This window comes from Paenibacillus sp. J31R98 (assembly GCF_056269245.1).
The window spans coordinates 111,884-137,182 of sequence record NZ_JBWDNO010000009.1 but is presented as its reverse complement, the minus strand read 5'-3'; the positions used below and the strand labels follow the sequence as shown (position 1 = coordinate 137,182).

Here is a 25,299-nt window from a genome sequence, read left to right as displayed (position 1 = left end):
TAGGAGGCGTATACATCTTTAATTGGCATGTTTCTTAGCATCCAGGAATAAATAGCATTATGCATGTAACCGCGAGAGAAGGCGGGTGATTATCTGCGGGTGTTCAAAGAATCAAAGCGGAGCGCATCGACTGAAACCCTTATCGGACACGGCACTCATGTCGAAGGGAAGCTGATCAGTGAACTCGGCATACGAATTGAGGGCGAGCATCGAGGCGATATCGAATGCAAGGGCGATGTCATTATCGGGGAATATGGCGTGGTGCGTTCCAGCATTACCGCTCAAGATTTGACCATTGCCGGCAGAGTTCATGGCGACATTATCGTCAAAGGCAGGCTTATCATTACGGCGTCCGGCCAATTGTTCGGCAATGTGCTGGCGCACAGCATACTGATCCAGGACGGCGGCATCTATAATGGCAACTGCAGAATGGAGCGCCAGACCGAGCCGCGCACGCGGCAGCTGCCGGAGAATGAAGCGTCCTCTCTTCCTCAACCTCAAACGAAGGAGAAAGCTAGGCAAGCTGGATAACAGCCAAAAAAGGAGCCTTTCGCCGGTTACATGAAACCAGCCTGGGCTCCTTTCTTATTCAGTCGTTTATGTCGCTACATCCCGCTTATTGAAGATCAGCCATGTAATCCCAACAAAGACGATGTAGTACCCGGCTAACACAGCAAGCGAGAAGCCGATAGTCATATTATGCACGATGACGTCTGTTTGCAAGTACTGCTTCAAGTTCAGGTGAAGGAACAATAGATAATCCACCCACGCATACTTGAGCTGGCTCAGGATGCCGCTTGCGATGAGCCCGAAGAAATAGATGAACATCGACAAACCGATGGCAAGTCCGCCGCTGCGGAATATCGTCGAGAGCATGAAGCTGAACGTCACAATCATAACGAGCCCGATATAATCAAGTATATACACTTGAATCATATAGAAGAGCGGGTGGGCGTTGTTGAGCACGCCGAGCGCCGCGCTTGCTGTGGAGCTGCTATCGTAACCGAACAGGATCAGGTTCAGCACGAAGGATGCAACGAACATCAGGAGCGATTGCACCAAAGCAAACAAAAGCAAGGAAACATACTTCGAGAGCAGAATCTTGCTCCGGCTCCATGGCCGAATGAGCAGCAGCTTAATCGTGCCGGACGAGAACTCGCCCGCGACGCTCTCAGCCGAGACAACAACGGTAAAGATCGTAATCAAGTAGTACATGAACATCTCTATGCCGTTCATGACGGTCCATAACGAATCCTTCTCAGACATCCACCTTGTGAGCGAGCTTGAGACAATGACGAGCACAAGAATAAGGCCGAGCATAATCCATGTTCCGATCCGGCGGTAAATCTTCATATTCTCATTCCGGACAAGCTGTAAAAAATCAAACAACCTGCTCACCTCCCGTCATCTCCAGGAATTGATCTTCCAGAGACTTGTTCAGGACGCGAATGCTGTATACTTTAATACCCGCTCCAACAAGCGTCGCATTGATCTGCGCAATTAATTCGCGGTCTGCCCGCACAAGCGCAGCGTCCTGCTCGCGCTCAGCTCCATGCTCCGCAAGCAGCTGAACGGCTTTATCCAGCTGATCAACCTCAAACAGCACTTGGCTTGCTTCATCCGTGAGCGGCTTATCCGATCGAATGCTGCGCACGTCGATGAGCTTGCCCGCCTGGATGATGGCAACACGGTCGCACATAAGCTCCATCTCGCTTAGCAAGTGGCTCGAGACGAATACCGTTATGCCCTCTTCCTTCGCCAGCTTCCTCAGATAATCGCGCAGTTCGCGAATGCCCGCCGGATCGAGTCCGTTCGTAGGCTCGTCCAGAATGAGCAGGGAAGGCTTGTGCATAATGGCTTGCGCGACGCCAAGGCGCTGGCGCATTCCGAGCGAGTACGTCTTTACTTTGTCATGAATGCGGCTCTTCAGCCCAACAAGCTCTACGACCTCTTCAATGCGCTGCTTTGTAATGCCAGGCACCATCCGCGAGAAGTGCAGCAAGTTATCGAAGCCGGACAAGTATTTGTACATCTCCGGATTCTCTACAATTGCCCCTACGTGACGGATTGCTTGCTCGTAATGAGTGCGAATGCTATGACCTTCAATAAGGACATCGCCTTTGGTCAGCGACATAAGTCCGACCATCATTCGAATGGTTGTCGTCTTGCCCGAACCGTTAGGACCGAGAAAGCCGAATACCTCCGAACGCGGCAAATCAAGCGTTAAGCTGTCGATTATCGTCCGCCTGCCAATCGTCTTCGTCACTTGCTGCAGTCTGACGATTGGTTCCTCTATGGAATCGAATGAACTATTCACTTCTATACCTCCTGTATGGCAAAGCGCTGCGAACGCAAAGATTACACGCCCCCGCGTCTTCACTAGTATACAGAAGTCAGGAAGCGATTGGAAGTTTATGCTTGGTGAATCAGCTCCAGCTTATACGTACAATAGCTGCTGTTCGGTCTGCGCCATCATGGAATATTGGTCTGTCTCAATTCCCTTGAGTCGTTGATCCGGCGGCCTACAGCATGTTTTGCAGCAGCCAAGCGGGTAGACAACCTTATAAAATCCAGTCAGAAACACCATCTCGGCCTCTTGCCTAGGCAGCATGAAGCCGCACCCCACACAATGAAATTGCTCTTTATTCAGCAAGTCAAATCACTCCTATTCTATCCTTTAACGTCCAGCCGGTTTAGGGAAGCTTCTTTCTTATAAGTCATCCGGCGATATAGTTCATGTATACGCACCTGTCTTGGACTCATTGCCTGCAGCTTTGCCAGCAAGGCGCACATAATGGATTTGCGAATGCCCTCATCGGGGATAAAAGCACAGCCATACACATAATAATTATCTTCTCTCCGGCGCCAGACAACATGTCCGAGCAGACAGAACTGCCACTCACCCAGCATAAGTGAGAATTGAAGCAGATAGCTCTTGCTGACGGGAAACCGCAGATGACTCTGGAATTGCAGCCCTGAAGGGCTCATATTGTGCAGCAGGACCGCGGAAGAGGCGGAATCCGCTTCTCCTCCTTGGATGTGACAGATGGATACTTCAGCATTTGCGCCATCTCGAAGCCGGATTCGTATATGCTCGCGCGGCTGCTTCTCGCTCGACTTTTCCACGACATCTACGCCTCATTTCAACTGGAATCTAACGTCCTCCACATTAATGCGCACTCTGGGCATTGCCTGCGTGCAGCTGCTCATAAGACCACAGCAGCTTCCACTGACCGGCATCATTAGCCGCATAACAAGGCTGAACGATTGTAAAGTTGCCATACTGGCTGTGGAACGATTCCTCCACATGGAACTCGTAGACGACGGGGATCGGCGCGGCATCGGCGCTCATCTTCCAATCGACGACGCGGGTAGGACTTCCAATATGCACATCAAACGTATTCACGCCGAAGTCCTGCATCATAATATGGGCGCGGTTCTGAATATACTCCGCCTTCTTGAAGCGCTGCTGCATCTCGGGGTGGAATAATTCCCACGAGCTGCCGTAATCGCCCTGCTGCTCATATTCGTAGAACTGCTCGACCGCCACCTGCGCTTGTTCATCATCACCCGAGCGGAACATGCCGGATAAGTTGCGCCAGCCGAGCCATACCACCAGCAAGATAACAAGGCCCAGCAGCAGCTTCATTGCCGACAAACCGCCTCTTCTCTGCCTACTCATGCACGAGACCACCCCTGTCCAAAAAAGCTATTCCACTTTATGAACGGAGGGCTTGTTTTATACCATCGCTATCAATTGTTTTGCAAGAGCTGCGTCTTCAACTGCTTATGAATACGGGAGCGTTCCTTATCGTCGACAAGGTAGTACCAGATACCGCCGATCATTGCGCCTTTCCCGGTAATCTCCGTCGACGTGAAACGCTCGCTCTGCGGCTTATAAGCGGATACGAGATGTTTCATCTGATCGAAGGTCATGTTCGTCCTCACGCTGTCGCCAAGCGTGCTCAGCAGCGAGTGGAAATGTGTGACACTCGATAGACTAGCCGCATTATGCATCACACTCTGCACAACGGCACGCTGCCTTGTATTGCGTCCAAGGTCACCTCGCGGATCATCGTAGCGCATCCGGCAGAATTTCAGCGCGTCCTCGCCATTCAGCTGCAGAGTCCCTTTCGCGAAGTTCACGCCTTCATATTGAAAGGACTCTTGATTGTTGACCTGAACGCCACCGAGCATGTCAATAATCTTGGCGAAACCTTCCATATTCGCCTTCATGTAATAGTCAATTGGATAATCAAGAAACTGCTCGACCGCCCCGAGCGACATCTCCACCCCGCCGAATGCGTAGGCATGATTGATTTTGTCCAGGCCTGTTCTGCCTGGAATGGCAACGCGCGTATCCCTTGGAATATTGAACATCAGGATGGATTTCTTCTCCGGGTTAACGGCAAGCACAATCATCGTATCCGACCGGCCGCGATCATGCTCGCGCTGATCTACGCCAAGCATGAGCACCGTGAAAGGAGCCATCTCATCCCCTTTCGCTTTTCCCTTCCCCTTGTTCACGAGCAAAGGAGATGTTACGGAGTGCTTAACTTCGGCATCCGTACTCACATAAGCCGGCTTCGACGGCTTAATGTCTTCATGCATCTGAGCGACAGTCCGTTCTGCTGAGTGATAGAGATACCAGGACAAGACAGCTGCAATGAGAAGGAAGGAAACAGCAGCAGCGCCAGTCCATACAAGCAGACGTTTATAGGAAAATTTCATGAATGCCCAACTCACTCCTATTCAAAAAAGTTTTGCTTTACTTGTTTCAGACATTACAAATATGGGTAACATTAAATAACACATGTATCTGCATCTATTTAATGATACATTTTGTAACTGCTACACTTTATACATTAAGATACAATTTGTATCATGTCAATTATTTTATTTTCGACACGTGACATTTTGTAGCTTTTCATGCATTTGAAAACATTTCGTATTAAGATGGTTGTATATTTCGAATCAGGAGGAGAATTATGGGCATTGGTAATCGGATTTCCAAACTGAGAGACGATCGGGGCTGGACGCAGGAACAGACAGCGGGGCTGCTCGGTATATCACGCGCGGCACTATCCCATTATGAGAAAAACCGTCGTGAGCCGGACACGGAAACGTTATCAAAGTTCGCCGATTTGTTCAAAGTAACTGTCGATTTTCTAGTCGGCCGGACGAACGCGCCTCATGTGACTGTCGATTCACCAGTACGTGAATTTGTGGATCAGCTAGAGCTCTCCGAAGAGGATCTCTTGAGCCGCTTTGCTCTGACAATCGACGGCCTGAAGCTCTCGCCTGAAGAGGCTCGCCGCTTCATCGCTTTCGTGCGTGCAGAACGCAATATGAAATAACGCTTGTAAATAAATAAAACCATAGTCGTTAGCCGACTATGGTTTTCATTTTTGGAATATTATTTTTGTAAAGGTGGCAAGTCTGCAGGCCAATTCGCAAGATCGATACCAAGCTGCTCCAAAATGGTGCGTACGTCCAATTCTATGGCTGCCTGCGAGGTGCTATGTACCTCTTGTTTCTGATCTCCTATTTTCCTCATCCCGCCACTCCTACTTCCTCTGTTTATATTGAACCTTCTTCCAGACAACTTCAGTCCAGCTTCCCTGACCACCACTCCATCCACTTGACCGTCTCCCTTATCTATTCTCTCTCATCTGTACTTGTCTTTTATCATTATATCCAATCGATTCCAAAAAGGGTGTCGAAGGATGTGGGTCTAATCTCATACATCGCTTCTATTATTGTCGATATTTGGTAAAATTTAATAAGGGATGGTAAATTTCTTGACAGAAAAAGAAGCCGGCAGCGAAAGATCTCGCTACACGGCTTCTTTTGTCATACGCTTTATTTAGTTCCCGCCTACACGAGCTAGCTCTTTCATGTTCGCTTCGAATGCTGCGAGAAGAGCTTCTTCTCCAGCTAGGCCGGATTGCTCCATCTTCTCGATTTGCTGCAGCATACGCTTGTAGTCTTTCGGGATGACTTTAACAAATTTCTCTTTGGACGCTTCCCAATCGGAGAGCAGTCGTTTGCCGATTTCACTGCCTGTGTAATCAGCATGACGCTGAATCATCGACTGAAGCTCATCCGAATCGCGCTGCTCTTCAATGCGCTCCAGAAGGACCATCTCGATGTTGCAGTGCTTGTAGAAATCGCCTGCTTCATCAAGCACGTACGCGACGCCGCCGGACATGCCTGCTGCGAAGTTACGGCCTGTGCCGCCAAGAATGACAACGCGTCCGCCTGTCATGTACTCACAGCCGTGGTCGCCAACGCCTTCGACAACGACATTCACGCCGGAGTTACGAACTGCAAAGCGCTCGCCTGCGATACCGCTGATGTACGCGTCGCCAGCTGTTGCTCCGTAGAATGCTGTATTGCCGATAATGACGTTCTCTTCGGCTTTGAACGTTGCTTTCGGAGACGGAGCTACAATGATTTTACCGCCGGATAGACCTTTACCGACATAGTCATTGGAGTCGCCTTCGAGCGAGAGCGTAATGCCCTTCGGTACGAACGCGCCGAAGCTTTGGCCGGCGGAGCCGACAAAGTGGAACGAAATCGTATCTTCAGGCAAGCCCTTCGCACCGTAAGCGCGAGTCACTTCACTGCCCACGATTGTACCGACTACGCGGTTAATGTTCGTGATTGGCAATGTTGCGCGGACTTTCTCGCCCGATTCAATCGCAGACTGTGCCAGTGGCAGCAGCTTCTGCATATCAAGCGATTCTTCCAGCTTATGATCTTGCTCTTGCGTGCAGAAGCGTGCAGCGCCTTCCGGCAATTCCACTTGGTGCAGCAGCGGAGTCAGATCAATGCCTTTAAGCTTGTAATTCTCGATCAGGTTCTTGGTCTTCAGACGATCAACGCGTCCAACCATCTCCTGAATCGTGCGGAAACCAAGCTCAGCCATAATTTCACGCAATTCTTGCGCCACGAACAGCATATAGTTCGCTACGTGGCTTGGATCGCCCATGAACTTCGCGCGAAGCTCCGGATTCTGCGTTGCCACACCAACCGGACAAGTATCCAATTGGCACACGCGCATCATGATACAGCCGAGCACGACAAGCGGAGCTGTCGAGAAGCCATATTCTTCTGCGCCGAGCAATGCTGCGATTGCAAGGTCGCGTCCGTTCATAATCTTGCCGTCTGTCTCAACAACGACGCGGTCACGCAGGTTGTTGATCATCAGCGTTTGATGCGTTTCAACAAGGCCAAGCTCCCACGGCATGCCCGCATGGCGGATCGATGCAAGAGGAGATGCGCCTGTACCGCCGTCATAACCGCTGACGAGGATAACATCTGCGCGTCCCTTAGCTACGCCGGCTGCAATCGTGCCGACACCAGCTTCGGAAACGAGCTTCACGTTGATACGCGCGCGAGGGTTAGCGTTCTTGAGGTCATGAATGAGCTCAGCCAAGTCCTCGATTGAATAAATATCATGATGCGGCGGCGGAGAGATGAGACCTACGCCTGGCGTCGAACCGCGAACTTCAGCAACCCAAGGGTATACTTTACGTCCTGGCAGCTGACCGCCTTCGCCTGGCTTCGCGCCTTGCGCCATCTTAATTTGAATTTCGTCGGCATTGACCAGATAGTTGCTCGTTACGCCGAAACGACCGGAAGCAACTTGCTTGATCGCGCTGCGGCGGGAATCGCCGTTCGCATCCGGGATGTAACGCGCTGGATCTTCGCCGCCCTCGCCCGTATTGGATCTGCCGCCGATGCGGTTCATCGCAATTGCGAGCGACTCATGCGCTTCTTTACTGATCGAGCCGTACGACATTGCACCCGTCTTGAACCGCTTCACGATCGATTCGATCGATTCAACTTCATCCAATGGAACTGGCTGTGCGTCGAAGTTGAACTCGAGCAACGAACGGAGCGTCAGATGCTTCTTATCTTCACCTTGAACAAGGTTAGAGAATTTCTTGTACAGCTTGTAATCGTTGTTACGGGAAGCCATTTGCAGCGTATGAATCGTCTGCGGGCTGAACAAGTGATCTTCGCCGTCTTTACGCCATTGGTATTCACCGCCGGAATCAAGCTCTCTCTCGCGGCCCTCTTGCTCGGAGTACGCACGGTTGTGGTGCCACAGCGTCTCTTCCGTAATCACGTCAAGGCCGATACCGCCGATACGCGTCGCCGTCCAAGTGAAGTATTGGTCAACAACCTCTTCCCTCAGGCCGACTGCTTCAAAGATTTGTGCGCCGCGGTATGATTGGATCGTAGAGATACCCATCTTGGACAAGATCTTAACGACGCCTTTCGTTGCAGCTTTAATGAAGTTCTTCACCGCTTTGTCATGCTTCACGCCGCGCAGCATGCCTTGGCGGATCATGTCGTCAAGCGTCTCGAATGCAAGGTACGGGTTCACTGCGCTTACGCCGTAACCAAGCAGAAGTGCAAAGTGATGCACTTCGCGCGGCTCGCCGGATTCAAGCAAGATGCTCACTTTCGTCCGTGTGCCTTCGCGAATCAGATGGTGATGCAGAGCAGATACAGCAAGCAGCGACGGAATTGCCGCATTCTCACGATCTACACCGCGGTCAGATAGAATAAGGATATTATGACCTTTGGCAATAACACGGTCAGCCGCTTCGCACATTTGCTTCAGGGCAAAACGCAAGCCTTCTTCGCCCTTCTCTGCTGCGAACAGCGTCGGAAGCGTGATGGACTTGTAGCCTGGTCGGCGAATGTGGCGCAGCTTCGCGAACTCTTCGTTCGACAGAACCGGCGTAGCCAGCTTGATATGGCGGCAGCTCTCAGGCTCCGGATTGAGCAAGTTGCGCTCAGGTCCAAGCGTTGTGCCTGTCGCTGTAATGATCTCTTCACGAATCGCGTCGATCGGCGGGTTCGTTACTTGTGCGAACATTTGCTTAAAGTAGTTAAACAGACGCTGCGGGCGCTCCGACAGAATCGCAAGCGGCGCGTCATAACCCATGGAAGCGATCGGCTCAACGCCGCTGCCTGCCATTGGCTCAAGCACTTTGCGCAAATCCTCGAACGTATAGCCGAACGCCTGTTGGCGCTGTTCTACCGTTTCGTGGCTTGGTTCCGGCAATTCAGGCGCGTCCGGAAGCTCATCCAGACCTACGAGATGCTCATCGAGCCAATCGCGGTACGGGTGCTCCGAAGCGATTTGTGCTTTAACCTCTTCATCCGAAACGATGCGGCCAGCTTGAGTATCAACAAGCAGCATACGGCCTGGACGAAGACGGTCTTTATATAGGATGTTCTCTGGATCAACGTGAACGGTACCAGCCTCAGAACCGAGAATGATAACATCGTCCTTCGTTACATAGTAACGAGCTGGGCGAAGGCCGTTCCGGTCAAGAATCGCACCGATCTGTGTGCCATCGGTGAAAGCCATCGCGGCTGGTCCATCCCACGGCTCCATCAAACAGCTGTGGTATTCATAAAATGCACGTTTCTCTTCGCTCATGCCTTCGTGGTTAGACCAAGGCTCTGGCACCATCATCATTGCCGCATGCGGCAACGAACGGCCGGAGAGGTAGAGGAATTCCAGCGTGTTGTCAAACATCGCCGTATCGGAACCGTCTGGATTGATGATTGGCTTGATCTTCGCCAGGTCATCACCGAACAATTCCGTTGCGAACATCGTTTGACGAGCGTGCATCCAGTTCACGTTACCGCGAAGCGTGTTAATCTCACCGTTGTGGATGAGGTAACGGTATGGATGCGCGCGCTCCCAGCTTGGGAACGTGTTCGTGGAGAAACGGGAGTGTACGAGCGCGAGCGCCGTTTCCATCGCCTCATCGTTAAGCTCGACGTAGAACGAACGGACCTGCTCGGTTGTAAGCATCCCTTTATACACGATTTTTTTGCTGGACATACTGGAGAAATAGAAGCTATCAGCGCCTTCAGCGCCAGAGTAGCGAATCGCAATCTCCGCACGTTTACGAATGACATAGATTTTACGTTCGAATGCAAGCTCGTCTTTCAGATCTGCACTCTTCCCGATGAACACTTGGCGAACGAACGGTTTAACCGACTTCGCAGAGTGTCCAAGCTTCTCGTCGTTCGTTGGAACGGTACGCCAGCCTAGCAATGTTTGACCTTCCTCGCGGATGATCGCTTCCAGCTCGCGCTCATGCTTGCTGCGAATGCTCTCGTCTTGGGACAAGAATAGCATACCAACTGCATAGTCGCCGCTCGCCGGCAATTGTGCGCCGAGCTCTTTCATTTCACGGGCAAAGAAAGTATGCGGAATTTGTAATAAGATCCCGGCTCCATCCCCTGTGTTAGGCTCGCTGCCTTGGCCACCGCGATGCTCCATGTTCTCAAGCACTGTCAGTGCCTGCTGGATGATCGTGTGTGATTTAATTCCCTTGATGTTAGCCACAAAGCCCATTCCGCAGGCGTCTTTCTCAAATTGCGGATCGTATAGACCTTGCTTCGGCGGCAATCCTGACTGGTTCTCTTTCACTTGGATGCAACCTTTCTATGAGAAATTTTAAATAAACAGAGGAATGGATTCTTATTCATGGAATCCGGCTTCAATTCCAGCGCGCAATCGCTTAGAATGAAGGTGTACATACGGTCACCGCTAAGGCCAGAACCGACAGGTTCGTTTGAAAAAAAGACGCTGAGGCGGCTGTACAGCATGCCGTGCTCTTCAGCATCCTTCTTGTAAAACAGCGGGTGTACGAATTTTGTTATTATTTGATTGTACCATCAGACCATAATGAATTTCAATTTAATATTTTTATGGCGATGATAAGAGTTCTTTAACACATCACAGCAGCAATCTGAGAAATTCTCAGAAAATTGTACACCCATTGTAACGCATAAATAACCAAAAGGATGTGGATTTATTGTTTAGTAATTTCAGGAAAGCACCGAAATGGGTGGTATCATTCACGGCAGCCGCACTTCTACTAAGTTCTTCAGGTGTTTATGGATCATATGCTGACGCGTCACAGCCAGTGAGAACGGGAAATGCATCGGTGGTACAGCTTGCTGCCCAGGCAGCACCGGCAGCTCCGCAGGCACAATCGAATCAACCGCTGCATATCGTTGCCGTCGGCGATTCGCTTACTGCGGGCTACGAGCTTGGCATGAACGAGAAGTCGATTCCTTATGGCTACGTGGAGCGCGTGTATGAGCAGGCGCTTTACCATGGCAATGCTGAATTGAATAACTATGGCATCATCGCGCTGAAGACTTCCGGGTTGAAAGGATTGCTCGACGCAGCGGCTGCCGGCAAAGCAGTGACAGCCGAGCAAATCCAGCCAGGCTTGTCGGAGTACCCGACAACAGAAGGAATTGTTGCTAAATCGGCCCAGCTCGCTACTGATCTGAAGCAAGCGGATCTTGTTGTCCTGACGATTGGCGGCAATGACTTCCTGTCGCTCTTCGATGAGATTAAGCAAGAATCGCTGAGCGCGGATCAACTGGCAGCTCGGCTGGACAGCCACTTGGACAGCTACATCCCGGCGCTTGAATCTTCGCTGCGCACGATTCTGAGCTTGAATCCGAAGGCGACGCTCGTTTTTGCAGATCAATATTTGCCGGTGCCTCCGCCTTCTATTGTGAATAAAGCCATTACGGAAGAGCAGTACAAGGTGCTAACGAACGGCGTTGACAAGCTTAGATCTCTGGATGAAGCTCTTGCTTCGAAGCTGAAGCAGGAAGGGTTCGATGTACGCATGGTCGATGTAGCGAAGCCGTTCCTTGGCAATGAGTTCACTTATACGTATATCCTTCGGGGCGATATCCATCCGAAGCAGTCCGGATACGATGTAATGGGACGCCAATTTGCGGATGGCATCTGGGGCGAGTACCGCGATCCGGCGCCTCTTCAAGACGGCGCGCCTCTTCGTGTCGTGGTGAATGGCAATAATTTGGCTGGTGTCAATAAACCTGTTCTTAAAAATAACACGACGTTCCTGCCCATGCGCGACATCGCGAATGCGCTGAATGCGACTCTCGCTTGGGACGGCAGAACGCGCACAGCAACAGTGACGTCCGGCAGCAACAAGGTCGCCTTCACAATCGGAGCGAAGACGATGAAAGTGAATGGCCAGTCGATGCCGCTGGAGACACCGGCTTACTTGCAGCAGGTTGGCAGCAATTCCGTCACATATCTGCCGCTCGCTGCACTATCGAAGGGACTTGGCTACAAGGTTGTTTACCGGAAGCCAATTGCGACAGTGTTTATTCACGGTTAAGTTTGTATGAGATCAAGTCACAAAAATAAGGGCAAGGCTTCGCGCAGTTCGAGAGTGAACTGCGTGGAGGCCTTGCCCTTTATTATTATGCGGTTAGTTCGACAGGTGCTGCCGCTTGGCGATTCGCCTTGCGGTGCATCATGATGAAGACGAGCAGCGTAAGCGCCACGGAGATTACTGCGAACAGTGCGACATGGATCGCCATGCTGCCGGTAATCTCCAGCTCATTGCCTGTCACGATTTCGCGGAACGCTCGGATCGTGTAGGTCATTGGCAGCCAATCTCCAACATGCTGCAGCCAGGACGGAACAAGCTCGGACGGATATGTGCCGGCGCTACCAGTCAACTGCAGGATGAGCAGGATGACGGCGAGGAATCGGCCCGGATTATCCAGCAGTGTAACAAGGAACTGGATAATCATCATGAAGGTGAAACTTGCGAGCAAGGACATACCGACGAATGCGCCCATATGATTCACCTGAAGCCCAATGCCGTAGATCAGAATCAGATCGGCAATCGTCGCTTGTACGAGTCCAACAATGGCGAAGAGCGAGAACTTGCTGAAGAACCAGCTCCAGCCGGAGGTTGGACGCATTCCTGTCTCGCGCATCGGCATCACTGTCGTGGACAGCAGCGCTCCGACGAACAGGCCAAGCGACAGGAAGTAAGGCGTGAAGCCCGTGCCGTAGTTCGGCACTTCAGTGAGCTTCACTTCCTCGACCCCAACCGGCTTCGCGAACATGTCGTACAGGGCATCGGTTCCGGTGATGCCCCCGGTCTCGCCTGCAGCGTCGCCGAGCTTGCTCGACAGCTCGGCGGAGCCGTCCGCGAGCTTAGCCGTGCCGCTCGCGAGCTCGGCGGAGCCGCTTGCCAGCTTGCCGGCGCCGCCCGACAGCTGTGCCGCACCGCGGCCTGCGGCTGCTGCGCCGCTTGCCAGCTGCTCGGCGCCTGCCGCTGCGCTTTGCGCACCAGCTGCGAGCTTGGCGCCATTGCCATTGGCGCTTGCGAGCCCCTGCTGCAGCGCCGCAAGCCCTTGTTGCAGCTGGATCTGCCCGCGCTGCAGCTCCGTTCCTCCAGCGGCCAGCTTCGCGCTGCCGCCGGAGAGCCCGGCCGCACCCGCGGATACCTCGCGGGCTGCGCCGATAAGACCTTGCAGCGCCGCATCCTGCGCTGCATCAGGCTGTGCGGCGGCGTACGCCTCGAGCGCCGCCGACAGCTTCTCGGCTGCGCCGGCCAGCTGCGCGCTGCCCTGCTTCGCCGAAGCAAGCCCCTCGGCCAGCTGCTCAGTGGCCGAGGCAGCCTTATCCGTGCCGCTGCTGAGCTTGCCTCCAGCGGCTTCAAGCTTACCCAGGCCGGCGGACAATGCCGCCGCGCCATCGCTTACTTGCGCGGTACCGTCTGCCAGCTTCTCCGCGCCTTTATCGAGCGTCGCTACGCCGCCTGCCAGCTGCTGCGTGCTGCTCGCCAGCTTCGCGACGTTATCGCGCAGCCGTTCTGCGCCGCTATTCGCATCAGCGACGCCGCTGCTCAGTTGGCTTGCGCCGTCGCTCGCTTTGGCGATGCCGTCCGACGCTTCGCCGATGTTCGCGAACACGGCCTCGGCGTATGCCTTCGTCACTTGCTGCGAAATTTCCGTCTGCAGCTTCGCAATCGCGCTCTGTCCAATCTTCGCGGCCAAGTAATTGCCGCTGTCGTTCGACATGTATGTGAGCTCCGCCGGTTGCGGCTTCTCATCGAGCAGCGTTGTGGCTTGCTTCGAGAAGGACGACGGTATTTCTACGGCATAATAGTACTTGCCATCTTGAAGTCCCTGCTTCGCAGCAGCGCGATCGACGAACTCCCACTTGAACTCCTCGTTCTCCCTCAGCTCCTTCACAAGGTCGCTTCCGACTGCAAGCTCCTTGCCTTTGAACTGCGCGCCTGCATCCTCGTTCACGACAGCGACCGGCAGCTCATTCAGCTTGCCGTACGGATCCCAGAACGAACCGATCAACATGCCGCTGTACATAATGGGAATGAACATGACGCCGATGATCGAGATGATTAACTTTCGATTGCGCATAATGCGCACAAACTCCTTGCCTGTAAAAGACAATGCCTTCACTTTCCTCACACCTCTCCATTTCACTATTGAACAAATGACCATATTGGACTTTCGGTCAATTAAATTCAAAAAAAGAAGCAGCAACCGCCGCTTACTTTATTGATATCACGCACTCTGTAATTGGCTAGCCCGCCGCAATTCCATCGCGAAGCAGCGATGTGAAATATGCAGCGATCTCTTCACGCGTCAGAGGCTCATGGTGCTTGTTCCAATCTGCGCCAAGGGCAACATACATCCTCAACATGATGAAAGCTGTCAGCCCAGGGTCGACCGAACGAAGCTCGCCCTTCTGTACCGCAAGCGTAACCTCATGCTGAATGAAGGCGTGAATCGCTGATTCCATCTTGGCGATGCCGTCCTTAGCCATCGGCGTACCGATATCGCGCACTTCTTGCGACAGCTTCACGATTAGCTCATGCTTCTCGCGGAACAGCAGCAGCTCGTGCAGCACCGCAGCTAAGTTATCGAAGAAATTCCGCTCTCTGTCGATGACTCGTTCCGCAAGCACGCGCAGCTCTGCGCATAGATGGCTGATAATTTCGCTGAAGAGATCTTCTTTCGTCGCGAAGAACGTATAGATCGTGCCTTTGCCGACTGCAGCGATTTTGGATACCAGCTCCATCGTCGTCGCTTTGTAACCAAACATGGCGAATGACTTTGCCGCCGCTTCAACAATCTGCAGCCTGCGATCGACCGGCTTCTTCTGTTCCATCATGCCGCAGCCTCCTCGTTAGCCTCGTTGACAGTTATATTATCAAAAACTGACCAAAAATACAATACGGTCATTCGGTCGAAGATTTAGTCATTCTTACAATCCTTTACTCTTTTACTCATTTAAGCATTTACTCATTTAGCCGCCGAATTAACAAGCTCATCCATTGTAAACAGCGAATACAGTTTCAACCCTGCCGCCTCCAGCTTAGCTCGTCCATCCGGGTGACGTTCAATGACGCAGACGACATCCTGCACAATCGCGCCAGCATCTCTCAGCTCTTTCACACTTTGGAGAATTTGCCCGCCTGTCGTCACGACGTCTTCAACGATGCATACCTTCTTGCCTCGCACGTCGCAGCCTTCCGCGATCTTGCGCGTTCCGTATGCTTTCGCCTGCTTACGGACGAACGCCGCACAAATATTCGTATGTAACGAAAGCGCCGTCGCAATCGCAATGCCGCCCATCTCAAGTCCTGCCAGCACATGCGTGCCAACCGGAATGTGCGAGGATAGCTCAGCTGCAATGGCGCTTAGCAGACGAGGGTTCGCTTCAAACATGTATTTGTCAAAATACGTATCCGACCGCTGCCCGGATCGAAGCGTGAACTCCCCCGACAATCGCGATGCTTCGTATATTTCTCGTGCAAGAATTTGCTTGCTCATACATGTCAGCTCCCTGGAGATGCGGCAGGTAACCTGCCTTTATTATTATCCTGCTGCTTGCCTCTCGCCCGCTTACTTATACTCCTTCGCCAGCTGCTGCAACTGCTCAAGACCTCGCTCAGCCCAGCGCTTCAACCGGTCAATGGCTTCAATCTCCGCCTGAACGGCCTGCTCAAGCGACTCTTTATATGGTGTCACTTCACCGCGAAACGGTCTGATATCCCCGTACGGAACATTCGTTTTCTCCGTATAGCTCAGCGCTCTACGCTCGTGGAACATCGGCACATCCGGGTTGTACGGGTTGTGCAAATCGCCTTGCTCCGGATGCTTGAGCACAGCCAGCACCTTCAGCAGCGCTCGCGGCCCGTTCGTTTCCATGACTTCCCCTGCATATTGTCCTGTTTTATAGGTAAAGGCTACAATTGTACCAATCTCCGGAATCCATTTTTCTTGCTGCTGCATGTTCAACCACTCCATTCTCATTCGTGTACATAGGAGCACAAATCTCCTATTTTTAGAATAGTTTAATGCGCCAAGCAACCGCAAGTGCTAATTCCAATCTTGTGTTGTGTTCTGATGCATCGTAATATTGAGTAGGAGCATTATTATAGTTGTTGATCCGGTTAGAGAAGCAGGTGAAGAAATGCGTAAAAAACGAGTGTTGCTCCTATCCGAAGGGTTCGGATCCGGCCATACCCAAGCCGCCTATGCACTAGCTGTCGGATTGCGTTCGCTAGATCCTCATATTCAAACCCGGGTATTCGAACTGGGCAATTTTCTCAATCCGGTTATTGGGCCTTTAATTGTATCCGCCTATCGCAAAACCGTTACAAAGCAGCCGAAACTTCTCGGCACGCTTTATCGCAGACAATATAAGAAATCATTAAACCGATTCACGCAGCTTGCGCTGCACCGTTTGTTCTATAAGCATACGGCACAGGTTATTTCTCAGCTGAGACCTGATCTTATCGTTTGTACGCATCCCGTTCCGAATGCCGTCGTAGCGCGGCTGAAGCGGCTTGGCCTTAACATTCCGCTCTATACGCTCATTACGGACTATGACGCGCATGGTACTTGGACGAGTTCAGAAGTGAACAAATACTTAGTATCCACAGTGGAAGTGAAGAAGAAACTGACCGAGCGCGGCATCCCGGCAACCCGGATTCAGGTTACCGGCATTCCGGTGCACCCGAACTTCTGGCAGACGCATGACCGCTCAGAGCTACAGGCGCAGTTCGATCTGAAAGCACTGCCAACCGTCCTTATTATGGGCGGCGGCTGGGGGATTATGTACAGCGATGATCTGTTATCGTATATGACGCGGTACCGCGATTCCGTCCAGCTCATCTACTGTGTCGGCAACAACGACAAAGTGCGGGAGCGGATGCTCGCCGATCCTAACTTCCAGCACCCGAACATTAAGGTGCTCGGATTCACGAAAGAAATTAACAAGCTGATGGATCTGTCCGATCTGCTGATTACCAAGCCCGGCGGGATGACCTGTACGGAAGGCCTCAGCAAAGGCATACCGATGCTGTTCTACGAACCGATTCCAGGTCAAGAAGAAGTGAACTGCGAATACTTCGTTGCAAGCGGATTCGGCGAGATGCTTGAGTCAACCGAGACGATCAACAAATGGTTCAAGATCATCCAAGAGCCATACACGTCGGTGCAGCACCGGATGGCCCTGATGAATAAACGCAATCAACACTACAATCCGATGGAATGTTCGCGCGCCGTCCTGCAGCTGATGCAGTGACGGTTTTTTTTCGCTTGTGAGAGGCACTTCAATCAAGCTCCGATCCGTCTGCTTGCTCGCTCAGCTTGAAGATGTCGCCTCGTCTAACGAATCCAGATGCGCTTATTCGCCGGAAAATTGGCCTTTCTCGATTCTAACGAATCTCAGCAACGTTATTTGGCTGTTTTCTGCCACAATCAGCACCATTTCCATGCAATAGCGTGTCTGTGGTTCGTTAGATTTTGTAACGGACTCTTTTTGACCGAATAACGTGTCTGTGATTCGTTAGAGAGTTCGGGGTGACAGATGGCTGAGGGAGGGCTGCAATGTAGATACCTGGAGTACTCTCTTCCCCTCCATTTGCCGGTTTTCCACTAATGTAGATACCTGGAGTGCTCTCTCCCCCTCCATTTGACGGTTTTCCACTAATGTAGATACCTGGAGTACCAGGTTCCTCGCACGCGCAACTATGATCAAGAGCTGCCATACCGGCTCAGCCCCCCTCCCAAAATAACAACAAGCTGAACCCCGGGGGAACTAATCGCCCCAATGCTCAGCTTGCCACACTAATTATACCGCTGCGAGAAATGAACGCCGCCGAACAGATCCTGCAGCAGCCAAGTTGCAGCGCCTGCGAGCGACTGATCCAGCTCTACGCTGCGGAATACGAACTGGGAGCCGTCCGTTTCTGCTGGGAACGGAAACAGTCCCAGCCTACGCTTGACTTCCCGCATGAAAGCTTCCGAACGGCTAGGCCAGCCGCCGATCATCACCATCTCCGGGTTCAAGAAATTGTAGATCGAAGCAACCATCTGGCTCATCACTTGTGCCGCTTGTTCCATCATCGGCAGCAGCCACTCCGCCGCACCCTGCTCGTACAACTTAAGCACATCGTCGAATTGCTGCGGAACCGTCTCGATGCCCGCTGCCAACGCAGCCGCCTGCGCCCGCTTCAGCATGTAAGGCGACGTGAGCACCGTCTCGATACAGCCATAATTCCCGCACTCGCACTGCATGCCGCCCGCATCCACGAGCGTGTGGCCGATTTCGCCCGCTGCTCCGGCAGAACCGGAATAGATCTGCTCGTTAATGATTATCCCTGACCCTAAGCCTTCCTCCACCGATACATAGATCACGTTCCGGTAAGCGGCTTTAAGACCGTAGTAATAGGCTGCGAAGACCGACGCATTCATATCGTTCACAACTTCAATGATACAATTGTAGCTCGCCGCCAAGAAGGCTTTTACCGCCAAACCATTCAGCTGCAAGCCGCGTGACAGCTTGATCGAACCGCTGAGCTCATCGATAATGCCTGGCGATACGATGCTGATGCCTTTAACGCGCGCCGCCGCTTCTTCAATCCCCGCCTGCCTCAAGATCTGCGGAATCGCCTCGCTCAAGTATCGCTCGACATCAGCATTTCCCCGCACGCTCGGAACTGTAGCAGCCTGAACGATCTCGCCATGAAAGTTCACCAACGCGCACGTAAACGACGCATTGCTTAGGCCAATGACGATAACGTAGCCTTTGCTGCGCGTTAGCTCAAGCTGCACGGCCTTGCGCCCGACCGCCGTCGATTCGGTCTTGCCGAGCTCATCCAGGAACCCTTCCTTCATCAACTCATCGATCTGGGAGGAAACGGTAGTCGGTGTCAATTGAGCCAGCCGCGCTATCTCCACTCGTGTTAAAGTTCCCTTCCGATGCAGCAGCCGGAGAATGGCGGCGCGGTTCATCTCCTTCATCGTCTGGAGATCTCCTTTGATCTGTTTCATCTGCGGCTAACTCCCTCCTTCTTGAACATTTAAGCTCCGAGCATAGCAGGCGGCTCTTGATAGAGCGGGATCTTGATCGTAACAGCCGTTCCGATGCCCGGACGGCTGAACAGCGTCACGCCGTACGCCTCACCGAATTGCAGCTTGATTCTCGAATCGACGTTACGAATGCCGTAACCCAGCTGCACGCCCGCCGGGTCCAATATTTGCTCCAGCAGATCTTTGCGAATGCCAACGCCATCGTCAATGATTCGAAACACCACACAGGTTTCTTCCAGCTGAGCGGTAATTCGAATATTAATCTGGTCGCCATACCAAGCATGCTTGAGCGTATTCTCGATAAACGGCTGCAGAATCAGCTTAACAGTCGAGTAGCCCATCACCTGCGGATCGACTTCGTAATAGACGCGAAGCCGGTTCTCATACTTCGCCTGCTGCAGCTCCGTGTACACTTTGCAATGCTCGATTTCATTCGTAACCGAGGTCAATATACGTCCATCGTTCAGCGACAGACGATAGAACTTCGCCAGCCCGAAGACCGTCTTCTGCAGCTTGTCTGTCTGCCCGAACTTCGCCAGCCTGCTAATCGATGATAGCGTATTGTATAAAAAATGCGGATTAATCTGCGTCTGGAGAAATTCAAGCTCCGCTTCCTTCTTTTGCAGATTGGCAATATACAGGTTCTGAATCATCTCTTCCATGTTACGGCCCATATTGTTGAAGGCATCGCCAATCTGGGCGAACTCATCACGCGACTTGAAATGAATCCTTCTGGAGAAGTCGCCTTCCCGGAACGAGTCGATGGCAGCAATAATCTTCGTCATGTTGCGAAGCAAATATTTCGAGAACAAAGCACCCATCAGAATGAGCACCGCCACGATGAGAATGCAGACCATAATATAGACGTTTCGGACCGCTACCGCATTCGCCTTCAAGTAGCTGCGCGGAATATACGCCGACAGCTTCCATTTCAAGCCGGCGATATCCTTCGAGATCATCATATAGTCGCTCTCCGTCGCGGCGCTATCCCAATCTACGCCGATCTCAGGCGGAGCAGAGGTGTACAGCGTCTTCCCGTTCCAATCGGAGACGACCAGAATGCTCTCATCCGTGATTTTGCGATAATCCACAGCCTGCAGCAGGTCGCCAATCTTGGTCACGATCCGCATGAAACCGAACTGCTTGCTGCCATCGTCGAAATTAATAAGCCGGCGCATCAGCGAGATGTTGCCGAAACGCGCATCATTGTCTACCTGCCCCCATACGAAAGTCTCTCCATAGATTTCTTGAGGGAAGTCGAGCTTCTTATACCATTCCTGCTCTCGCAGACGATCCATATGCATAATCTCGAAATCTCGTCCTGCAGAGAGAGGATCGATGTCGCTGCCTCTAGCAAAGAACACCTCGGGCACCGTTTCATTATCCGTATAAATATCAAGCCACACATTGTTCACCATAGAGCTGAGCATGTTCGTCAGCTTCGGCTGCAAGTACCTCGCCATATTCTCGTAGCTATAGTAACCTTCCTCGTATTTGCTCAAATTATTTTGCATCGTCTGATCGAGATAGAGTTCATCGGAAATATGTTTAATATCCTCCATCCGATAGGCGATATTATCATGAATTTGGCTGAGCGTGCCGCTTACCGCTGCGCTTGTCTGCTCCTGAACCGACTTCACGGATGACGTATACGCATAGTAGCCGATCGCAAGCACGGGCGTGATCAGCAATATGAGATAAGAGAGAAACAGCTTCTTGCCGACCGACCGGTATTTCGTATTGCGCACGGCTCGCTCCATCCTTGTTCACTCACCCTTGTTTACGATAATCGCTTGGCGTGAGACCGAATTGATCCTTGAACTGGCGGTTGAAGCTGCTCAGCTTCTTGTATCCGAGCTGATTCGCAACCTCGTAAATCTTCGTGCTAGACACCTTCAGAAGGACGCTTGCCCGCTCCATCCGCTTCTCTATCACATAATCGCTGAAGTTCATGCCCGCTTCCTCCTTGAACAGGTAGCCCAAGTAATTCGGAGAGAAGGAGAAATAGTTCGCAACATCCTTGAGCGACAGATCCTCTTCGATATGATCCGTAATATATTTCTCAACCTCTGCGATCAGCTTCCGATTCTTCTTCTGCTTGCGCTGATAGAGCGTTTCGGAGAGCTGGAAGAGCTGGCCGCGGAGCCACCACTGAATATCCTCGATCGTCTCGAATTGAAGCACGATATCGAGCTTCTCTACCCCAAGCCCAAGAATTTGGTACAAGTCCTCATTGACCGTCCGTAAGCGAAAATCAAGCTGAGCAACGACATGCAGCATGTACACGTAGACGGCATGCTTGTCGCCGAACGTCTTCACGAGCTTGCATAGATCCTCAATGCAGTCGTCGACCTTGACGAGCTGATACTGCACGAGCGCCGTGAACAGCGCATCGAGCACTTCGCTAAGCTGCTTGGCTTGCAGCTCCGTATGCGGCTTCATACCGGCAGCGGCAATGACTTTGCCTTTGCCGTAAAACATTTTGTGCGCGATCGCATCTCTCGCACGTTGAAACGATTCCGGGAGCTGATGCAGCTCATGCACAAGACCGCCAAGCCCAGCTGTCATGGACCATCCCAGCTTCGCACCTACTAGACTCATGATTCGGCTGAGCTGCTCCTCGGGCTCTGCTCCTTGCAATATTATGACCATCCGCTTCTCATCGGTTTTGCTGAAATATTGGATATTCTCCATCGTAAGCAGCTCCGCAATCTGCTGCAGCTGCTTGTCGAAGGCAGTTGTCTGTTTCTCTACGCCTGCCGCTCGCAGCTTCCAGTTCATATCATCAAGCTCAATGATGCCGACGGATAAGCCTGCTGCCGGCGTCAGCTCTGTTCTTGCATAATGCCCGTTCAGCAGTTGATTCACTGCTTCGCTCTTCTGCCACTCGGCGCGCATCGTGTCGCTGTCAAGCTCCGCCTTCACGCCTTGCAGCACCTCGAACAGCTCATCGTCATTGACTGGCTTCAGCACATAGCCTGCCGCATTGAGCGAGATCGCCTGCTTCGCATAATGAAATTCAGAGTAGCCGCTAACGAAAACAACCCTCAGCTGCGGCCGCTGCTCGATGATTTGCTTCACCATCTCAAGCCCCGACATAATCGGCATGTTGATGTCCGTTACGACAATATCTACTTTGTTATGCTTCATATAATCTAGCGCACTGAAGCTGCTGTTGCATGCGGCGACGACATGCATGCCAAGCCTGTCCCATTCGATATGCTGCTGAAGTCCGATTAAATCCATCGTTTCGTCATCCACGACGAGCACGCTGTACATGTCATCACCTCCCATTCCATGCAAGAAAAGGCATACGTAAAGTATACCTTCTCTTCCAAGCTATAAATAGAGTGTATCTCTATCTTACTTCTCGTTAATCCGCTTCAGATTGTCCTGCCACTTCGTTGTCTTAAACGCAAGGAGCTTCTCGTAGCCTGCCGAATTCGCCTCTTCGCTTGCTGCTTTCAGCATCGAATCAACCTCTGTTTCTTCCTTCGCGAAGATCGCTTTCGCAAACAGACGCGTGAAGATATCGCTGATCCGCTGTGCAATGACGCCTTCTTCGGATGTTGGAGCCGGGTCCATATTGGCGAATTGCGTGATGTTGAACGCTGTCTTCCATGCGACGGCATTCTGCGCGACGGTTGCCCATTCCTGCTGATCAGCAGGCAGCGACAGCTCATGCTTCGACTTCGCTTGGTCAATGAACGTCGTGTTGCCTGCCCAGTTGAAGGAGTCCATCGTGGACATCAATTTGCTGAGGCCTTCTTTATCCGTTGCATATTTATCCGTAAACTTCGGTGCATCCGTCTCATCGGAGCCATCCCAGTACAGGCCAGGAGGTCCCCAGAAGCCGACGCGCTGTCCTTCCGGACCTGTCAGCCAATCCAGGTAAGCGAAGATGCCTTCCGGATCTTTCGCCGAAGTCGTAATCATGTTGACGTTCCAGCCGAGCGTATCGTACTGCGTTGCATAGATCTTATTCTTGTCCAGACCGCCCTTCTGCAGCGGCCAGATCATTGTGTAACCAGCGTTCGGATCCTTCGCTTTCAACGCGACAGATCCTCTTGCGCCAAGGTCCGTGACATTGAAGGCAGCAGCGACTGCAACTTTGCCCGTCGTCACTTTCTCGCGTACCTGTTCAATCTTCTGAGTCAGCGCATCCTGCGTAACAAGCTTCTCGCGGAAGAGCTTGCTCGCGAATTGCAGCGTTTCTTTGAACGTTGGATCGGTGAAGATCGAGTCTAACTTATCTCCATTCGGCACTGCCATCTGGCTGACGAATTGAACCGGATGATCCTCAGCGAAGCCGGAGTACAGCTCATAGATGCCTTGCGCACCGATGCTGGTTTCGAACGGAATGATCTTCGGATATTTCTCTTTTACAGCTTTCAAGTAAGCATATAAGTCATCGAAAGTTTCCAGCTTCGGCGAGCCCAGTTCATTATATATCTGTGTATTGACGATGTAGCCGCCGTTGCCCCGAGCAGAGTTCGCGTACCAGTTCGGGAATACGTACAGATGGCCGTCCTCGGCTTTCAGCATGTTGAGCGTTGCTTCGCCCGCCCATTTCTTCAAGTTCGGGTATTTGTCGACGTATTGATCAAGCGCGACCAGCTTGCCGGCAGCTCTCAGCTTCTCTACATTCGCATCGCGCTCGCTCCAGATCACATCAGGAAGCTCATTCGAGGCAATCATTGCATTGAGTTTCACTTCCGGCGAGCTGCCTGCTTGCACAGCGGTTACCGATACTTTCTTGTTATCCTGAATCCATTTGGTCCCTGGATCGGCTCCCCACGGGTTCTGCGTATACCAGTCATAGTTGCCGTAGAAGCTGAACGTGACCGGCGTTGTGCCGAATTGGAATGCAGGAGCAGCTTCGCCAGCCGCATTCGTATTCGAAGCCGTATTCGCATTCTTGTTTCCAGCAGCCGCGGCGCTGTTGTCCTTGTTGTTCTCCGAATTAGAATTGGAGCCACAACCAGCTATCAACATAGACGTACTAAGCAATACAACTCCAAGTGAAGCGGCGATTCTTTTTCTCTTCATCGTTAACCCTCCATGTACAAGTTATATTAAGCTATTTCGCGTAAAACCGCTGTAATAAATGTGTTGCTATGCCTGCTGCTATGTACAAGCCCCTAGCCTTTCAACGAACCGACAAGCACGCCCTTCACAAAATACTTCTGAACGAACGGATACGTGAGCATGATCGGCAGCACAGCGACAATCATCGTCGCCATCGATAGCGATTTGGTCGTAATCGACTGCATCGCGGTAATTCGCTCTTGTGCCGCCGAGTTCAAATTAAGCAGCTCGGTCGTCATAATGTTCGAGTTCAGAATTTGCTGGAGCAGCGCCTGAACCGGCAGCAGCTCGGTCTTGGTGATATATAAGCCGGCATAGAACCAATCGTTCCAGAGCGAGACGGCTGTAAACAAGGAGAGTGTCGCGATGATAGGGCCTGATAACGGGAGCACGATCCTGAACAAGACGCCGAAATTGCTGCATCCGTCCATCTTCGCCGATTCCTCAAGGCCGTCAGGCAAGTCTTTGAAGAAGGAGATGAAGACGATCATGTTCCACACGTTGATGATACCTGGGATGACGAGCACCCAGAATGAATCGAGCAAGTTCATGTCGCGGATGAGCAAGTAAGTTGGAATCAAACCTCCGCTGAAGTACATCGTGAACACGCAGAAGAGCATGTAGTACTTGCGGCCAATCAGATTCTTCCGCGACATCCCGAAGGAGAAGATCGCCGTGCATAGAATCGCAGCGAAGGTGCCGATCAGCGTTCGCGATACAGAGATGTAGAACGCATCGAGCAGACGGCCATCCTGGAAGACGATTTCGTAGTTCTGCAGCGTGAAGCTGCGCGGCCAGAAGGCGATGCCTCCGAGCTCGGTATCGGAACCGAGATTAAACGAGATGACAACGGAATTCCAGAAGGGATAGAAGCAGGCGAAAGCTAGTAAGACGAGCAGTGTGTATACGATTGTGTGGAAGATTTTGTCGCCGGTGCTGCGTCTCATAGCCGTCTGCCTCCCCTAG

The 25,299-nt window shown here is 52.1% G+C and carries 20 protein-coding genes; 4 read left to right on the top strand and 16 right to left on the bottom strand.

The genetic code is table 11. The features are described from left to right. Nucleotides 1-99: 99 nt before the first annotated feature. Nucleotides 100-531, top strand: a complete 432-nt coding sequence (locus AC0YNX_RS26140) for a bactofilin family protein (RefSeq protein WP_475818643.1) — start codon at nucleotides 100-102, stop codon at nucleotides 529-531. Nucleotides 532-597: 66 nt separating this feature from the next. Here AC0YNX_RS26140 and AC0YNX_RS26135 read toward each other — a convergent pair whose 3' ends face one another. From AC0YNX_RS26135 to AC0YNX_RS26110, 6 genes are all read right to left on the bottom strand, one after another. Then, entirely contained in the window at nucleotides 598-1,398 is an 801-nt protein-coding gene (locus AC0YNX_RS26135) for an ABC transporter permease (protein WP_475818642.1), read from the bottom strand. After that, nucleotides 1,382-2,317 (bottom strand): ABC transporter ATP-binding protein, encoded by a 936-nt coding sequence (locus AC0YNX_RS26130; RefSeq protein ID WP_475818641.1) that lies wholly within the window; start codon nucleotides 2,315-2,317, stop codon nucleotides 1,382-1,384. The genes AC0YNX_RS26135 and AC0YNX_RS26130 overlap by 17 nt, the downstream gene beginning before the upstream one ends. A 120-nt stretch (nucleotides 2,318-2,437) precedes the next feature. Next, nucleotides 2,438-2,653 (bottom strand): hypothetical protein, encoded by a 216-nt coding sequence (locus AC0YNX_RS26125; protein ID WP_475818640.1) that lies wholly within the window; start codon nucleotides 2,651-2,653, stop codon nucleotides 2,438-2,440. 17 nt (nucleotides 2,654-2,670) lie between these two features. Further along, a complete protein-coding gene (locus AC0YNX_RS26120) occupies nucleotides 2,671-3,126 on the bottom strand; it encodes a PilZ domain-containing protein (RefSeq protein WP_475818639.1) in 456 nt (151 codons plus the stop codon). A gap of 43 nt (nucleotides 3,127-3,169) precedes the next feature. Continuing rightward, nucleotides 3,170-3,682 (bottom strand): hypothetical protein, encoded by a 513-nt coding sequence (locus AC0YNX_RS26115; protein ID WP_475818638.1) that lies wholly within the window; start codon nucleotides 3,680-3,682, stop codon nucleotides 3,170-3,172. 71 nt (nucleotides 3,683-3,753) lie between these two features. Beyond that, nucleotides 3,754-4,731, bottom strand: coding sequence for an LCP family glycopolymer transferase (locus AC0YNX_RS26110; RefSeq protein ID WP_475818637.1), 978 nt, complete (start codon nucleotides 4,729-4,731; stop codon nucleotides 3,754-3,756). Nucleotides 4,732-4,988: 257 nt separating this feature from the next. Between AC0YNX_RS26110 and AC0YNX_RS26105 the strand changes: the two genes are divergently transcribed. Beyond that, nucleotides 4,989-5,357, top strand: coding sequence for a helix-turn-helix domain-containing protein (locus AC0YNX_RS26105; protein ID WP_475818636.1), 369 nt, complete (start codon nucleotides 4,989-4,991; stop codon nucleotides 5,355-5,357). Between the two features lie 509 nt (nucleotides 5,358-5,866). Here AC0YNX_RS26105 and gltB read toward each other — a convergent pair. Further along, nucleotides 5,867-10,471, bottom strand: coding sequence for a glutamate synthase large subunit (gene gltB / locus AC0YNX_RS26100; protein WP_475818635.1), 4,605 nt, complete (start codon nucleotides 10,469-10,471; stop codon nucleotides 5,867-5,869). Nucleotides 10,472-10,970: 499 nt separating this feature from the next. On the opposite strand from gltB, the gene AC0YNX_RS26095 reads away from it, so the two are divergent. Then, a complete protein-coding gene (locus AC0YNX_RS26095; RefSeq protein ID WP_475818634.1) occupies nucleotides 10,971-12,215 on the top strand; it encodes an SGNH/GDSL hydrolase family protein in 1,245 nt (414 codons plus the stop codon). A gap of 85 nt (nucleotides 12,216-12,300) precedes the next feature. Here the strand turns inward: AC0YNX_RS26095 and AC0YNX_RS26090 are convergent, their stop codons facing one another. The 4 genes from AC0YNX_RS26090 to kapB all read right to left on the bottom strand — a co-directional run bounded on the left by AC0YNX_RS26090 (nucleotide 12,301) and on the right by kapB (nucleotide 16,158). Continuing rightward, on the bottom strand, nucleotides 12,301-14,361 hold the full coding sequence (locus AC0YNX_RS26090; protein ID WP_475818778.1) for a YhgE/Pip family protein: 2,061 nt from the start codon (nucleotides 14,359-14,361) through the stop codon (nucleotides 12,301-12,303). An 82-nt stretch (nucleotides 14,362-14,443) separates the two neighbouring features. Next, nucleotides 14,444-15,031 carry a TetR/AcrR family transcriptional regulator gene (locus tag AC0YNX_RS26085; RefSeq protein WP_475818777.1) on the bottom strand — a complete coding sequence of 196 codons (588 nt, stop codon included), beginning with the start codon at nucleotides 15,029-15,031 and terminating at the stop codon, nucleotides 14,444-14,446. 134 nt (nucleotides 15,032-15,165) lie between these two features. Further along, the gene (gene pyrE, locus AC0YNX_RS26080; protein ID WP_475818633.1) at nucleotides 15,166-15,696 is read right to left on the bottom strand and encodes an orotate phosphoribosyltransferase; all 531 of its coding nucleotides are present in this window, start codon (nucleotides 15,694-15,696) and stop codon (nucleotides 15,166-15,168) included. Between the two features lie 72 nt (nucleotides 15,697-15,768). After that, nucleotides 15,769-16,158, bottom strand: a complete 390-nt coding sequence (gene kapB, locus AC0YNX_RS26075) for a kinase-associated lipoprotein KapB (protein ID WP_475818632.1) — start codon at nucleotides 16,156-16,158, stop codon at nucleotides 15,769-15,771. A gap of 181 nt (nucleotides 16,159-16,339) precedes the next feature. Between kapB and AC0YNX_RS26070 the strand changes: the two genes are divergently transcribed. Next, complete coding sequence (locus AC0YNX_RS26070; RefSeq protein WP_475818631.1) at nucleotides 16,340-17,455, top strand: MGDG synthase family glycosyltransferase; 1,116 nt, start codon at nucleotides 16,340-16,342, stop codon at nucleotides 17,453-17,455. 545 nt (nucleotides 17,456-18,000) lie between these two features. Here the strand turns inward: AC0YNX_RS26070 and AC0YNX_RS26065 are convergent. The 5 genes from AC0YNX_RS26065 to AC0YNX_RS26045 form a co-directional block, all read right to left on the bottom strand. Continuing rightward, nucleotides 18,001-19,206, bottom strand: coding sequence for an ROK family transcriptional regulator (locus AC0YNX_RS26065; protein ID WP_475818630.1), 1,206 nt, complete (start codon nucleotides 19,204-19,206; stop codon nucleotides 18,001-18,003). 29 nt (nucleotides 19,207-19,235) lie between these two features. After that, nucleotides 19,236-20,993 (bottom strand): sensor histidine kinase, encoded by a 1,758-nt coding sequence (locus AC0YNX_RS26060; protein WP_475818629.1) that lies wholly within the window; start codon nucleotides 20,991-20,993, stop codon nucleotides 19,236-19,238. Nucleotides 20,994-21,015: 22 nt separating this feature from the next. Beyond that, entirely contained in the window at nucleotides 21,016-22,539 is a 1,524-nt protein-coding gene (locus AC0YNX_RS26055; protein WP_475818628.1) for a response regulator, read from the bottom strand. A 69-nt stretch (nucleotides 22,540-22,608) separates the two neighbouring features. Beyond that, entirely contained in the window at nucleotides 22,609-24,294 is a 1,686-nt protein-coding gene (locus AC0YNX_RS26050; protein ID WP_475818627.1) for a type 2 periplasmic-binding domain-containing protein, read from the bottom strand. 92 nt (nucleotides 24,295-24,386) lie between these two features. Then, nucleotides 24,387-25,280, bottom strand: coding sequence for a carbohydrate ABC transporter permease (locus AC0YNX_RS26045; protein WP_475818626.1), 894 nt, complete (start codon nucleotides 25,278-25,280; stop codon nucleotides 24,387-24,389). Nucleotides 25,281-25,299: the final 19 nt, after the last annotated feature.